This window comes from Variovorax sp. SG517, from assembly GCF_013376045.1.
Classification (GTDB): Bacteria; Pseudomonadota; Gammaproteobacteria; order Burkholderiales; family Burkholderiaceae_C; genus Variovorax.
The window spans coordinates 294110-307405 of the sequence record NZ_JABMJG010000009.1; the positions used below are offsets into that span (position 1 = coordinate 294110).

The 13296-nt window shown below is 67.2% G+C and carries 13 protein-coding genes; 8 read left to right on the forward strand and 5 right to left on the reverse strand.

The features are described 5' to 3' along the window. Positions 1 to 3: 3 nt before the first annotated feature. The 7 genes from FHT32_RS26395 to FHT32_RS26425 are packed head-to-tail and all read left to right on the forward strand — an operon-like array spanning position 4 to position 7660. Positions 4 to 477, forward strand: a complete 474-nt coding sequence (locus FHT32_RS26395) for a GNAT family N-acetyltransferase (protein WP_019653178.1) — start codon at positions 4 to 6, stop codon at positions 475 to 477. Between the two features lie 47 nt (positions 478 to 524). Then, positions 525 to 1508: a methylmalonyl Co-A mutase-associated GTPase MeaB gene (meaB, locus tag FHT32_RS26400; RefSeq protein ID WP_176667616.1), complete on the forward strand. Its 984-nt coding sequence runs from the start codon at positions 525 to 527 to the stop codon at positions 1506 to 1508. Next, a complete protein-coding gene (locus FHT32_RS26405; RefSeq protein ID WP_176667541.1) occupies positions 1496 to 2509 on the forward strand; it encodes a hypothetical protein in 1014 nt (337 codons plus the stop codon). Before meaB ends, FHT32_RS26405 begins: the two co-directional genes overlap by 13 nt. A 21-nt stretch (positions 2510 to 2530) precedes the next feature. Further along, positions 2531 to 4075 (forward strand): acyl-CoA carboxylase subunit beta, encoded by a 1545-nt coding sequence (locus FHT32_RS26410; RefSeq protein WP_019653176.1) that lies wholly within the window; start codon positions 2531 to 2533, stop codon positions 4073 to 4075. A 20-nt stretch (positions 4076 to 4095) separates the two neighbouring features. Further along, a complete protein-coding gene (gene accC / locus FHT32_RS26415; protein WP_176667542.1) occupies positions 4096 to 6144 on the forward strand; it encodes an acetyl-CoA carboxylase biotin carboxylase subunit in 2049 nt (682 codons plus the stop codon). After that, positions 6144 to 7172: a biotin synthase BioB gene (bioB, locus tag FHT32_RS26420; RefSeq protein ID WP_176667543.1), complete on the forward strand. Its 1029-nt coding sequence runs from the start codon at positions 6144 to 6146 to the stop codon at positions 7170 to 7172. Before accC ends, bioB begins: the two co-directional genes overlap by 1 nt. After that, complete coding sequence (locus FHT32_RS26425) at positions 7169 to 7660, forward strand: VOC family protein (RefSeq protein WP_176667544.1); 492 nt, start codon at positions 7169 to 7171, stop codon at positions 7658 to 7660. The genes bioB and FHT32_RS26425 overlap by 4 nt, the downstream gene beginning before the upstream one ends. Here the strand turns inward: FHT32_RS26425 and FHT32_RS26430 are convergent. After that, a complete protein-coding gene (locus FHT32_RS26430; RefSeq protein ID WP_176667545.1) occupies positions 7650 to 8147 on the reverse strand; it encodes an Lrp/AsnC family transcriptional regulator in 498 nt (165 codons plus the stop codon). The two genes, FHT32_RS26425 and FHT32_RS26430, sit on opposite strands and share 11 nt — an antisense overlap. Before the next feature lie 116 nt (positions 8148 to 8263). On the opposite strand from FHT32_RS26430, the gene yedA reads away from it, so the two are divergent. Further along, entirely contained in the window at positions 8264 to 9193 is a 930-nt protein-coding gene (gene yedA, locus FHT32_RS26435; protein WP_176667546.1) for a drug/metabolite exporter YedA, read from the forward strand. On the opposite strand, the gene FHT32_RS26440 is transcribed toward yedA, so the two are convergent. The 4 genes from FHT32_RS26440 to FHT32_RS26455 form a co-directional block, all read right to left on the reverse strand. Next, entirely contained in the window at positions 9159 to 9797 is a 639-nt protein-coding gene (locus FHT32_RS26440; protein WP_176667547.1) for a LysE family translocator, read from the reverse strand. The genes yedA and FHT32_RS26440 overlap by 35 nt on opposite strands. Next, a complete protein-coding gene (locus FHT32_RS26445; RefSeq protein ID WP_176667548.1) occupies positions 9794 to 10429 on the reverse strand; it encodes an RnfABCDGE type electron transport complex subunit B in 636 nt (211 codons plus the stop codon). The genes FHT32_RS26440 and FHT32_RS26445 overlap by 4 nt, the downstream gene beginning before the upstream one ends. Before the next feature lie 25 nt (positions 10430 to 10454). Next, complete coding sequence (locus FHT32_RS26450; protein ID WP_176667549.1) at positions 10455 to 11861, reverse strand: polyhydroxyalkanoate depolymerase; 1407 nt, start codon at positions 11859 to 11861, stop codon at positions 10455 to 10457. A 158-nt stretch (positions 11862 to 12019) separates the two neighbouring features. Then, positions 12020 to 13216, reverse strand: coding sequence for an amino acid aminotransferase (locus tag FHT32_RS26455; RefSeq protein ID WP_176667550.1), 1197 nt, complete (start codon positions 13214 to 13216; stop codon positions 12020 to 12022). Positions 13217 to 13296 lie beyond the last annotated feature (80 nt).

Below are 13296 nucleotides of genomic sequence, written 5' to 3' on the forward strand. Positions count from 1 at the left end.
GTCGTGAGCGATCTCTTGTCGCGGCTGTCGCTGCAGCCGGTGGATTCCAGCGATTTCGAGGCCATGCTGGCCCTGCGCATCGACGCGATGCGCCCGAGCCTGGAGCGCGTCGGCCGCTTCGACGTGGCGCGTTCGCGCGAACGCCTGAGCGCGGGCTTCGTGGTGCCGTACATGCACCACATCGTGCTCGACGGCGACCAGCGCATCGGCTTCGTCACGCTCAAGCCCGAGGACAGCGATGCGCTGCGCCTCGATCATCTCTACCTGCGCACCGGCTTCCAGGGCCTGGGCATCGGCGAATGGGTGCTCGAATGGGCCAAGTCGCAGGCGCGCGAGCAGCGGCTGGACATCAAGCTCACCGCGCTCGTCAAGAGCGACGCCAACCGCTTCTACCTGCGCCACGGCTTCGTGCTCGAGGGCGGCGAGGGCGTCGACCTGCATTACCGCTGGCGCGTGGCGTCGGAGGCTGCGTGCTGAGCGACAAGGCAAAGGTCCTGGAGAACGCGATCGCCGGCACCGAAGGCATGCCGCAGCGGCGCGCCATCGCCAAGGCGATCACGCTGCTCGAATCGACGCGCGACGACCACCGCGCGCAGGCCGACGAGCTGCTCACGGCGCTGCTGCCGCGCACGGGCAATTCCTTCCGACTTGGCATCTCGGGCGTGCCGGGCGTCGGCAAGTCGACCTTCATCGAGACGCTGGGCCTGCTGCTGATCGGCAAGGGGCATCGCGTGGCGGTGCTCACCATCGACCCGTCGTCCACTGTCTCGGGCGGCTCGATCCTCGGCGACAAGACGCGCATGGAGCGCCTCTCGGTGCACGAGCGCGCCTACATCCGGCCCAGCCCGTCGAGCGGCACGCTCGGCGGCGTGGCGGAGAAGACGCGCGAGGCGATGCTGGTGTGCGAAGCCGCTGGCTACGACATCGTGATCGTCGAGACCGTCGGCGTGGGCCAGAGCGAAACCGCGGTGGCCGGCATGACCGACATGTTCGTGCTCATGCAGCTGCCCAACGCAGGCGACGACCTGCAGGCCATCAAGAAGGGCGTGATGGAGCTGGCCGACCTCGTCGTCATTAACAAGGCCGACATCGACAAGGACGCCGCCACCCGCGCGCAGGCGCAGATTACCTCGGCGCTGCGGCTCTTCGGCCAGCATGGCCATCCAAATCATGCCCATCACGACGAGACCTTCTGGCACCCGCAAGCCATCCAGTTGAGCGCGTTGCTGGGGCAGGGCGTCGAGGCGTTCTGGACGCAGGTCGAGCGCTTTCGCATGCTGCAGGGCGCCAACGGCCGGCTCATGGCACGCCGCCAACTGCAGGCCAAGTCATGGATGTGGGACCGCATCGAAGCGGGGCTGCGCCATGCCTTCCGCCACCACCCGCGCGTGAAGGAAGAGCTGCCGGCGCTGCTGGGCCAGGTTGGCGCGCTTGAGCTGGCGCCGTCCACCGCGGCACGCCGTTTGCTCGGCCTTTACGCAGGCGACGAAACCGCATGGACTGGCTGAACGCCGACAGCATCGCGCGCGGCTTCGACACCGCGGCGGGCACCTTCGCCTGGGGCACGACCTTCGAGCAATTGGAGGCGCTGGGTCTGCGATCTGCGGATGCGGAACTTGGCTTGGGCGCCTGGCGCGTGCCGGGTGTGGATGTGCTGGGGTTGCGCAGCAGCCGCATGCAACTCATGGCGCCGTACCCGGGACGTCCGGTGATGCAGGTGTGGCACCGGCTCGACTTGCCCGAGAGCGAGTCGCACGTCGACTTCGTGCTGCGAGCGCATGCGCAACTGGTCGCGCAACTCAGCATGCCCGATTACGGCGAAATGCAACCGGCGCGCTTCAAGGAAGAGAACGCCTGGAATGTCGTCGTGAACGCCGGGTGGCGCGTGGGCGGTGTGAACGTGAGCGTCTCCTGGTACGGCGCGCCACGCAACGACGAAGCCGAGGGGAAGACCAGCGGCATCCTGTGCCTGGATTGGGACGACGAGATCGCCGCGGCCACGCCGTGGGTCGATGCGTGGCAGCAGGAACAAGTGACGCTCGACGCCATGCTGCGCCAGGCCCACACGGTGGCGAGGCTGCAGGCCGGCCCTGCGCACGAACAGGCGCTGCACCGCGGCAGCCCAGGGGACATCCGCGCGCTGATCACGGCACAGCGCGTGCTGCGCAGGCCGTCGCTGCACTTCACCGTGCCCGACTTCGCGCTGCTGAAGGGCAATGGCGCGGCCAACCACCAACTGGTGCTGTGGTCCGCGGCCTCCGGCGATGCCTGGGGCGTATCGGACATCCACAACACCGTGTATTGCCGCCACGGCGAAACACTCCGGGCGCAATGGGTGCAGGTGCTGCCGGCTAAAGGCGGCGGCTTCACCGACCTGTCGTTCGGACCGCTCTCCAACGCGCAGTCCTACTGCCCGCGCGAACGCTGCGGTGCCATCGCGCAATTCATGGACATCCTGGCCACCATGCCAGGCGCGTCGTTCCAGTACAGCGAAACCTACGACTGCTGATTTTTCAAAGAGGCTTTTCTCATGCAAGAACTGATCGAACAACTCGAAAAGCGCCGCGCCCAGGCGCGTCTCGGCGGCGGGCAGAAGCGCATCGACGCGCAGCACGCCAAGGGCAAGCTCACGGCGCGCGAGCGCATCGAGCTGCTGCTCGACGACAACACCTTCGAAGAGTGGGACATGTTCGTCGAGCACCGCTCGGTCGACTTCGGCATGGCCGAGCAGAAGGTGCCCGGCGACGGCGTGGTCACCGGCTACGGCATGATCAACGGCCGCCTGGTTTTCGTGTTCAGCCAGGACTTCACCGTCTTCGGCGGCGCGCTCAGCGAAGCGCATGCCGAGAAGATCTGCAAGGTGATGGACCAGGCGATGAAGGTCGGCGCACCGGTCATCGGCCTGAACGACTCGGGCGGCGCGCGCATCCAGGAAGGCGTGGCCTCGCTCGGCGGCTATGCCGACGTGTTCCAGCGCAACGTGATGGCCTCGGGCGTGGTGCCGCAGATCAGCATGATCATGGGCCCCTGCGCCGGCGGCGCCGTGTACTCGCCCGCCATGACCGACTTCATCTTCATGGTGAAGGATTCGAGCTACATGTTCGTCACCGGCCCCGAGGTGGTGAAGACCGTCACGCACGAGAGCGTGACCGCGGAGGAGCTCGGCGGCGCCATCACGCACACCACGCGCAGCGGCGTGGCCGACATGGCCTTCGAGAACGACGTGGAGGCGCTGATGATGCTGCGCCGCCTCTACAACTACCTGCCGCTGAACAACCGCGAGAAGCCGCCGGTGCGCCTGGGCAACAACGGCCTGGGCGACCCGGCCGACCGGCTCGACTACTCGCTCGACACGCTGGTGCCCGACAACCCGAACAAGCCCTACGACATCAAGGAACTCATCCTGAAAGTGGTGGACGACGGCGACTTCTTCGAGCTGCAGCCCGACTACGCGAAGAACATCGTGATCGGCTTCGCACGCATGGAAGGCCAGACCATCGGCATCGTCGCCAACCAGCCGCTGGTGCTGGCGGGCTGCCTCGACATCAAGAGCAGCATCAAGGCCGCGCGCTTCGTGCGCTTCTGCGATGCATTCAACATCCCGGTCGTCACCTTCGTCGACGTGCCCGGCTTCATGCCCGGCACGGGCCAGGAGTACGGCGGCATCATCAAGCACGGCGCGAAGCTGCTCTACGCGTACGCCGAGTGCACGGTGCCGAAGATCACCGTCATCACGCGCAAGGCCTACGGCGGCGCGTACGACGTGATGGCCTCCAAGCACCTGCGCGGCGACGTCAACCTCGCCTGGCCGCGCGCCGAGATCGCGGTGATGGGCGCCAAGGGCGCGGTGGAGATCATCTTCCGCGAGGACAAGAACGACCCTGAGAAGCTCGCCGCCCGCGAGGCCGAGTACAAGGCCCGCTTCGCGAACCCCTACGTGGCGGGCGCGCGCGGCTACATCGACGACGTGATCCTCCCGCACGAGACCCGCAAGCGCATCTGCCGCTCGCTGGTGATGCTGCGCGAGAAGAAGCTCGAGAACCCGTGGCGCAAGCACGGAAATATTCCACTGTGAGCGGTACGGAGAAGAAGAACATGTTCAAGAAGATCCTGATTGCGAACCGCGGCGAAATCGCCTGCCGCGTGATTCAGACGGCGAAGAAGATGGGCATCCTCACGGTCGCCGTCTACTCCGACGCCGACAAGGAGGCCCGCCACGTCGAGCTGGCCGACGAGGCCGTGCACATCGGCGCCGCGCCGAGCCGCGAAAGCTACCTGCAGGCCGATCGCATCATCGCGGCCTGCAAGAAGACCGGCGCCGAGGCCGTGCACCCGGGCTACGGCTTCCTGTCGGAGAACGAAGCCTTCGCGCGGCAGGTCGAGGAAGAGGGCATTGCCTTCATCGGGCCCAAGCACTACTCGATCGCGGCCATGGGCGACAAGATCGCCTCGAAGAAGCTCGCCAACGAGGCCCAGGTCAACACCATTCCGGGCTGGAACGACGCCATCGAAACGGCGGAGCGCGCCGTCGAGATTGCGAAGGACATCGGCTACCCGGTGATGATCAAGGCCTCCGCCGGCGGCGGCGGCAAGGGCCTGCGCGTGGCCTTCAACGACAAGGAGGCCTTCGAGGGCTTCACCTCCTGCCGCAACGAGGCGCGCAACAGCTTCGGCGACGACCGCGTGTTCATCGAGAAGTTCGTCGAGGAGCCGCGCCACATCGAGATCCAGGTGCTGGGCGACTCGCACGGCAACGTCATCTACCTGAACGAGCGCGAATGCTCCATCCAGCGCCGCCACCAGAAGGTGATCGAGGAGGCGCCGTCGCCCTTCATCTCCGACGCCACGCGCAAGGCGATGGGCGAGCAGGCCGTGGCGCTGGCCAAGGCGGTGAAGTACCAGAGCGCGGGCACGGTGGAGTTCGTGGTCGGCAAGGACCAGAGCTTCTACTTCCTCGAGATGAACACGCGCCTGCAGGTGGAGCACCCGGTCACGGAGTGCATCACCGGCCTCGACCTGGTGGAGCTGATGATCCGCGTCGCGGCCGGCGAGAAGCTGCCGCTCACGCAGGAGCAGGTGAAGCGCGACGGCTGGGCCATCGAGTGCCGCATCAACGCCGAAGACCCGTTCCGCAACTTCCTGCCTTCCACCGGCAGGCTGGTGAAGTTCCAGCCGCCGGGCGAGACCATGTTCGCGAGCGACACGCAGCACCTGAACGGCGTGCGCGTGGACACGGGCGTGTACGAGGGCGGCGAGATCCCGATGTACTACGACTCGATGATCGCCAAGCTCATCGTGCACGGAAAGGACCGCCAGCACGCCATTGCCCGCATGCGCGAGGCGCTCAACGGCTTCGTGATCCGCGGCATCAGCAGCAACATCCCGTTCCAGGCGGCGCTGCTGGCGCATCCGAAGTTCGTGGCGGGCGACTTCAACACCGGCTTCATCGCCGAGCACTACGGCAAGGGCTTCCACGCCGAGGACGTGCCGCACGCCGACCCCTCGTTCCTGGTCGCGCTGGCGGCCTACGTGCATCGCCGCTACCGCGCGCGGGCTTCGGGCATCAGCGGGCAGCTCGAAGGGCACGGCGTGAAGGTGGGCGAGCAGTTTGTGGTGGTCGAGCTGGGGCACGAGGGCAAGCACGTGCACCACCCGGTCTCGGTGACCGACTTCCACGGCAAGACCGGCGCGAGTTCGGTGACCGTGAACGGCAAGACCTACAAGATCGACAGCAGCCTCGCGCTGGGCGCCATCCGCGTGCAAGGCATCGTCAACGACAGGCCCTTCACCGCGCAGGTGGAGCGCGGCGCAGGCAAGAGCCCGCTGGCGCTGCGCGTGTCGCACGACGGCACGCAGATCGAGGCGATGGTGCTGTCGCCGCTGGGCGCGCGCCTGCTCGAGCTCATGCCCTACAAGGCGCCGCCGGACCTCAGCAAGTTCCTGATGTCGCCGATGCCGGGCTTGCTGGTGGAGGTGGCGGTGCAGCCCGGGCAGCAGGTGCGCGCCGGCGAGAAGCTGGCCGTGATCGAGGCCATGAAGATGGAAAACGTGCTGTTCGCCGCGCAGGATGGCGTGGTGGGCAAGATTTCGGCGAACAAGGGCGAATCGCTCGCCGTCGATCAGATCATTCTGGAGTTCAACTGATGGGTGCCAACGACTTTCAACAAGCGATCACGCTGCACCGCCCCGCCAAGGTCGCGACGCCGCAGGGCCCGTGGTCCGTCGAGGCGATCCAGGCGCTGCTCGACAAGCCGCTGATGGACCTGCTGTTCGAGGCGCAGACCGTGCACCGCCAGCATTTCCCCGAAGGCGACATCGAGCTGGCGACTCTGCTGTCGGTGAAGACCGGCGGCTGCCCCGAGAACTGCGGCTACTGCCCGCAGTCGGCCGAGTTCGACACCGGCGTGAAGGCGCAGAAGCTCATGGAGGTGGAAGAGGTGGTCCGCGCCGCGCAGGCCGCCAAGGACGCCGGCGCCACGCGCTTCTGCATGGGCGCCGCATGGCGCGCGCCGAAGGACCGCGACGTCGAGAAGGTGGCAGTACTTGTCGAGGCCGTGAAGGGCCTGGGCATGCAGACCTGCGCCACGCTTGGCATGCTGGAGCCGCACCACGCGCACCAGCTCAAGGCCGCCGGCCTGGACTACTACAACCACAACCTCGACACCGCGCCCGAGTACTACACCGACGTGGTCGACACCCGCACCTACCAGGACCGGCTCGACACCCTGGCCAACGTGCGCAGCGCCGGCATCAGCGTGTGCTGCGGCGGCATCGTCGGCATGGGCGAGCAGCCGGTGCACCGGGCGGGGCTGATCGCGCAGCTGGCCAACCTGAATCCGTACCCGGAATCGGTGCCCATCAACAGCCTGGTGCGCGTGCCCGGCACGCCGCTGGCCGACTCGGAGCCGGTCGACCCGTTCGACTTCGTGCGCCTGATCGCCGTCGCGCGCATCACGATGCCGACCGCGCGCGTGCGGCTGTCGGCCGGCCGCCAGCAGATGGGCGACGCGGTGCAGGCGCTGTGCTTCATGGCGGGCGCGAACTCGATCTTCTACGGCGACAAGCTGCTCGTCACCGGCAACCCCGACGTCGAGGCTGACACGGTGCTGCTGCGCAAGCTCGGCCTGAATTCGCGCCAGGTGCAGGAGCAGGCGGAAGGGTGCGCCGCATGACTGCCGTCACCGAGCGTCCCTTCAAGGTGCTGGGCATCCAGCAGATCGCCATCGGCGGGCCCGACAAGCTGCGGCTGCAGAAGCTGTGGGTCGACATGCTGGGGCTCGAGGTCACGGGCACCTTCAAGAGCGAGCGCGAGAACGTCGACGAGGACATCTGCGCGATGGGCGCGGGGCCGTTCAAGGTCGAGGTCGACCTGATGCAGCCGCTCGACCCCGAGAAGAAGCCCGCTGTTCACACCACGCCGCTGAACCACGTCGGCCTGTGGATCGACGACCTGCCCAAGGCCGTCGAATGGCTCACCGCGCAGGGCGTGCGCTTCGCGCCGGGCGGCATCCGCAAGGGTGCGGCCGGCTTCGACATCTGCTTCCTGCACCCGAAGGCGAACGACGAATTCCCGATCGCGGGCGAGGGCGTGCTGATCGAGATGGTGCAGGCGCCGCCCGAGGTGGTGGCGGCCTTCGGCGCGTTGGCCGCTACGCGTTGAGCACCTTCCGGATCGGCGGCTTCACGTCCGAACTGCGGGGCGGCAGCATCGGCTGGTGCTCGCGCGCGGGGTTCAGGATGATCGAGGTCGCCGTTTCGGTGAGGATGCAGAACTTGGTGACCACCGCGTCGAGGTGGCTCACGTCGATCACCGCGATCTCGAGGATCCAGCTGTCCTCGCCGGTCACGTTGTAGGCATTGACGCATTCGGGCGTCTCCTGCACCAGCTTCACGACGAGGTCGTAGTCGGCGCGGCCGACGCGGATGACGGCGCGGATGCCATAGCCCAGCTTGCCGAGGTTGACGGTGGCGCGGTAGCCGCTGATGACGCCGGCCGCCTCCAGCTTCTTCACGCGCTCGGTCACGGCCGGCTGGCTCAGGTGCACGCGGCGGCCCAGTTCGGCCATGGTGAGGCGCGCATCGGCCTGCAGTTCGGCGAGGATGCGGGTGTCGTGGGCGTCCAGGGCGGGGTTCAAGGCAAAGTCCATGCAAGTCCTTCAAATCGACGGTGAAGCAGGGGCAGAACCATGAAAACTGCATGGCTGCGGAAGGATGGCTTTCATACCATGACCGGCACCTCGATACCAACAAGAGACACCCTCGCATGCCGACTCTCGCTTCTCCCGCCCAGGCCGCACCCGGCACCACGCGCCCCGGGCTGCCGCCACTGCTGTGGCTCTGCCTTGCCGCCACATGGGTGGTGTGGGGCTCCACCTACCTCGCCATCAAGTACGCGCTGATCAGCTTCCCGCCCTTCCTTCAGATGGGCTCGCGCTTCCTGTTCGCGGGCGTGCTGCTCGCGGCCTGGATGCGCTGGCGCGGCGCGCCGTGGCCGTCGCTCGCGCAGTGGCGCAACGCGCTGATTGTCGGCGCGCTGATGCTGGGCGGCGGCATGGGCGGCACGGCGTACGCCGAGGTGTCGATCGGCTCGGGGCTGGTGGTGGCGTTCATCGCGGTGATTCCGCTGCTGATCGCGCTGCTCAACCTGATCTGGGGTGTTAAGCCGTCGAAGCTGGAAGCGGCGGGCATTGCGCTCGGCCTTGTCGGCGTGCTGATGCTCACGCAGGGCAGCGGCTTTCGTTCGTCGCCCGAGGGGCTGGTGGCGATCTGCATCGCCACAGCCTGCTGGTCGCTGGGCAGCGTGCTGAGCCAGCGCAGCCTGCCGCTGGCGCCCGGCGCGATGGGCTTCGCGAGCGAAATGCTCTGCGGCGGCGTGGTGCTGATGGGGATGGCCGCCGTCTCGGGCGAGACCATGAGCTGGCCGCCGCAGCCCATGGCGCTCGCCGCGTGGGCCTATCTGGTGGTGTTCGGTTCGCTGATCGCCTTCAACGCCTACATGGTGCTGCTGGCCAGGGCGCCGGCCGCGCTGGCCGCGAGCTACACCTTCGTCAACCCGGTGATCGCGATGCTGCTGGGCGTGTGGATTGCCAACGAAGCCGTCACGCGCTTCGAGTGGTACGCCGTGGTTGTGGTGCTAGCGGGCGTGCTGCTGATGCTCTTCAAGCGCCGGGACGGCGCCACACGGCCAGGGTAGCGGCGAGCAGCCACATGCCGGCCGCGCAGCCGCGGTTCATCATCCTGATGCCGCGCTGCGAGAGAAACCGCACGGCCTGCGTGCCGGCGCCTGCGTAGGCCAGCATCACGCAGGTGTCGAGCGCGACGAACACCGCGCCCAGCAGCAGGTACTGCGGGCCCTGCGGCTTCGTGATGTCGACGAACTGCGGCAGGAAGGCCGCGAAGAACAGCACCGTCTTCGGGTTCGACAGCGCCACCGCCAGGCTGCGCACGAGTGCGATGCGCCCGTGCGGCCGCGTTTCGAGCGGCGCCCTGGCCAGCGCGGTGCGCAGGTCGGTCGCCTCGCTGCGCCACAGCTTGATGCCCAGCCACACGAGGTAGACAACGCCCGCCACGCGGATCGCGTTGAAGAGCCATTCCGAAGCCGCCAGCAGCGAACCCAGCCCGAGCGCGACGACGGCGATCAGCGTGATGCTGCCGAGCGACGCCCCGGCAATGCCCCAGCTCGCGCGGCGCATGCCGCCTTCGATGCCGTTGGACAGCGCCAGCAGCATCGTCGGCCCGGGAATCAGGGCCAGCGCGAGCGAGGCGACGACGTAGATCAGCAGGGTGTCGAGCGTCATGGCTTGGCCGCCGGAGGGCGTTTCTGTTGCGAGGCGGCGCGGGCACGCGCCAGTGCCGCCTCGACGATGGAGCGCTTGCGCGCGTCGGCGTCTTGCGGGGCTTCGGGTGCGTCGGCGGCTTCTGCCAGCCGGGCGTCGGTGTTGCGGTGTTTGCCGTGCACCTCGTAGCGGGCGCGCGCGCTGTTGGCCTGCTCGGCCGACCAGGCCTGCCAGCCGCTGAGGCCCGGCGTCTCGACCTCGAGCGAGATGCAGTCCACCGGGCAGACCGGAATGCACAGCTCGCAGCCCGTGCAATGGGCTTCGATCACGGTGTGCATGCGCTTGTTGATGCCGACGATGGCATCGGTGGGGCAGGCATCGAGGCACAGCGTGCAGCCGATGCACCAGGCCTCGTCGATCACTGCCATGGCGCGCGGGCCTTCGGCGCCGAACTGGGGATCGAGGGGCAGGGCGGGGCGGCCGGTGATGCGGGAGAGCCGCTCAATGCCTTCGGCGCCGCCGGGCGGGCACTGGTTGATGCCGGCCTCGCCGTCGGCAATGGCCTGCGCGTAGCCTGCGCAATCCGGGTAGCCGCACCGTGTGCACTGCGTCTGAGGCAGTGCGTCGTTGATGCGTGCGGCCAGTCCGTTCACTTCGCGTTGTCGATGCGCAGCCGCTTCAGCGGGCGGCGCGCTTCTTCGCCGCCACGGTCGCGGTCTTCTTCGCGGGCGCCTTCTTGGCGGCCACGGAAGCGGGGATCTTGCGCCCGGGCCTGACGGTGTCTTCGGCGCCGAGGCCGCCACGGTTGCCGGCGCGGCTTTGCGGCTGGTCGTTGGCCTCGATGAACTTCTTCATCTTCGGATAGACCAGTTCGCGCCAGCGGCGGCCGCTGAAGATGCCGTAGTGGCCGGCACCCTTGACCTCGTAGTGCTCGCGCTTGTCGTCGGCGATGCCGGTGCACAGGCTGTGCGCCGCCTCGGTCTGGCCAGAGCCGGAGATGTCGTCGAGCTCGCCCTCGACGGTGAGCAGGGCGGTGCTGTGGATGTCCTGCGGACGCACGCGCTCCACCTGGCCCTTTGGGTTCTTCACGTCCCAGGTGCCGTTGACGAGATCGAACTCCTGGAAGACGGTGCGGATGGTCTCGAGGTAGTAATCGGCGTCCATGTCGAGCACGGCGTTGTACTCGTCGTAGAACTTGCGATGGGCCTCGGCGCTGGCGTCGTCGCCCTTGATCAGGTCCTTGAAGTAGTCGTAGTGGCTGCTCGCGTGGCGGTCGGGGTTCATCGCCACGAAGCCGGTGTGCTGCAGGAAGCCGGGGTACACGCGGCGGCCTTCACCTGGGAAGCCCTGCGGCACGCGGTAGATCACGTTGTTCTCGAACCACTCGAAGCTCTTGTTCATCGCGAGGTTGTTCACCGCGGTGGGCGACTTGCGAGCGTCGATGGGGCCGCCCATCATGGTCATGGTGAGCGGCAGCGGCTCGCCGCGGCTGGCCATGAGCGACACGGCCGCGAGCACGGGCACCGTCGGCTGGCACACGCTCACCACGTGGCAGTTGCCGTATTCGGCCTGCAGGCGGCGGATGAACTCCTGCACGTAGTTGATGTAGTCGTCCAGGTGGAACTCGCCTTCCGACAACGGCACCAGGCGCGCGTTCTTCCAGTCGGTGATGTAGACCTTGTGGTCCTGCAGCATGGTGCGCACGGTATCGCGCAGCAGCGTGGCGTAGTGGCCCGACAGCGGCGCCACGACCAGCACCACGGGCTGGCTCTTGAGCGTCTTGAGGATGTGCGGCTCGTCGGTGAAGCGCTTGAAGCGGCGCAGCTCGCAGAAGGGCTTGTCGAGCTCGACGGCCTCCTGGATCACGACTTCCTTGCCCTCGACCTTGACGGACTTGATGTTGAACTCGGGCTTCTCGTAGTCCTTGCCGAGGCGGTAGAGCAGGTCGTAGCTCGCGGCCATGCGCTGGGCCATCGGCAGCTGGCCCCATACGGCGCCGGGGCTGTAGAGCTTGGAGGCCGCCTGGGCGAAGTCCGAGAACGGCTCCATCAAGGAACGCTGGGCTTCGTAGAGTTGATAGAGCATCGCTGGAGTTGGAGTGGAATGTTGCGGTGCAATATATCAGTGCATCCGCGGCGTTGCAGGAGGCACTAACCCCTACATCGAGCCGTTGCCAGAGCCCTTCTGCGAAGAAGTGTGAAGGAATCGTCGCCTGGGCGGATTCCCTCACACCTTGCTGTCACCTAGATGACTTTGGCGATCGAGGCGCAGACGTGCCCGATGTTCTTGCTGTTGAGCGCGGCCACGCACATGCGGCCGGTGTCGGTGCCGTACACGCCGAACTCGTTGCGCAGGCGGACCATCTGGTCCTTGGTGAGGCCCGAGTAGCTGAACATGCCGATCTGGGTGGTAATGAAGCTCATGTCTTCCTTCACGCCGGCGGCCTTCAGGCCGTCGACCAGCGCCTGGCGCATGGCCTTGATGCGCACGCGCATCTCGCCCAGTTCCTTTTCCCACAGGGCGCGCAGCTCGGGGTTGCCGAGCACCGCTGCCACCACTGCGCCGCCGTGCGTGGGCGGGTTGCTGTAGTTGGTGCGGATGGCGATCTTGAGCTGCGACAGCACGCGGCCGGCTTCTTCCTTGTTCTCGCACAGCACCGACAGGGCACCGACGCGTTCGCCGTACAGGCTGAAGCTCTTGGAGAACGAGGTCGAGACGAAGAAGGTCAGGCCGGCTTCGACGAACTTGGCGACGGCGGCGCCGTCTTCCTTCAGGCCGTAGCCGAAGCCCTGGTAGGCCATGTCGAGGAAGGGCACCAGGCCCTTGGCCTTGACGGCGGCGACGACCTGGTCCCACTGGGCCGCGGTGATGTCGTAGCCGGTCGGGTTGTGGCAGCAGGCGTGCAGCACGACGATGGTGCCGGCGGGGGCTGCGTTGAGCGCGGCCAGCATGCCGTCGAAGTTGACGCCGCGCTTGGCTGCGTCGTAGTAGGGGTAGCTCTCGACTTCGAAGCCGGCGTTGGTGAAGAGGGCGCGATGGTTTTCCCAGCTCGGGTCGCTGATCAGCACCTTGGCGTTGGGGTTGAGCTTCTTCAGGAAGTCGGCGCCGACCTTCAGGCCGCCCGTGCCGCCGATGGCCTGGATGGTGGCGACGCGGCCGGAGGTGACGGGTTCGCTGTCGGCACCGAAGACCAGCGCCTTGACGGCGTTGTCGTAGGCGGCGATGCCGTCGATGGGCAGATAGCCGCGCGCGGTGGGCGCTTTCATCATGTTCTGCTCGGCCGCCTGCACGCACTGCAGCAGGGGCAGCTTGCCGTTGTCGTCGTAATAGACGCCGACGCCGAGATTGACCTTGTTGGGGTTGGTGTCGGCTGCGAATTGTTCGTTGAGGCCGAGGATCGGGTCGCGCGGTGCCATTTCGACCGCGGTGAACATAGACATGGAAAGGTCCTTTGGGATGAAAGCTGCGCTGCAACCGGATGTGGCTTTATGCTTTCCGGTTGCCTTGAATTTTACCGGCG

What these genes read in the sequence shown, in the direction of transcription:
- meaB (WP_176667616.1), top strand. Translation starts at nt 525, where the DNA reads ATGCCGCAGCGGCGCGCCATCGCCAAGGCGATCACGCTGCTCGAATCG.
- FHT32_RS26405 (WP_176667541.1), top strand. Translation starts at nt 1,496, where the DNA reads ATGGACTGGCTGAACGCCGACAGCATCGCGCGCGGCTTCGACACCGCG.
- FHT32_RS26410 (WP_019653176.1), top strand. Translation starts at nt 2,531, where the DNA reads ATGCAAGAACTGATCGAACAACTCGAAAAGCGCCGCGCCCAGGCGCGT.
- accC (WP_176667542.1), top strand. Translation starts at nt 4,096, where the DNA reads ATGTTCAAGAAGATCCTGATTGCGAACCGCGGCGAAATCGCCTGCCGC.
- bioB (WP_176667543.1), top strand. Translation starts at nt 6,144, where the DNA reads ATGGGTGCCAACGACTTTCAACAAGCGATCACGCTGCACCGCCCCGCC.
- FHT32_RS26425 (WP_176667544.1), top strand. Translation starts at nt 7,169, where the DNA reads ATGACTGCCGTCACCGAGCGTCCCTTCAAGGTGCTGGGCATCCAGCAG.
- FHT32_RS26430 (WP_176667545.1), bottom strand. Translation starts at nt 8,147, where the DNA reads ATGGACTTTGCCTTGAACCCCGCCCTGGACGCCCACGACACCCGCATC.
- yedA (WP_176667546.1), top strand. Translation starts at nt 8,264, where the DNA reads ATGCCGACTCTCGCTTCTCCCGCCCAGGCCGCACCCGGCACCACGCGC.
- FHT32_RS26440 (WP_176667547.1), bottom strand. Translation starts at nt 9,797, where the DNA reads ATGACGCTCGACACCCTGCTGATCTACGTCGTCGCCTCGCTCGCGCTG.
- FHT32_RS26450 (WP_176667549.1), bottom strand. Translation starts at nt 11,861, where the DNA reads ATGCTCTATCAACTCTACGAAGCCCAGCGTTCCTTGATGGAGCCGTTC.
- FHT32_RS26455 (WP_176667550.1), bottom strand. Translation starts at nt 13,216, where the DNA reads ATGTCTATGTTCACCGCGGTCGAAATGGCACCGCGCGACCCGATCCTC.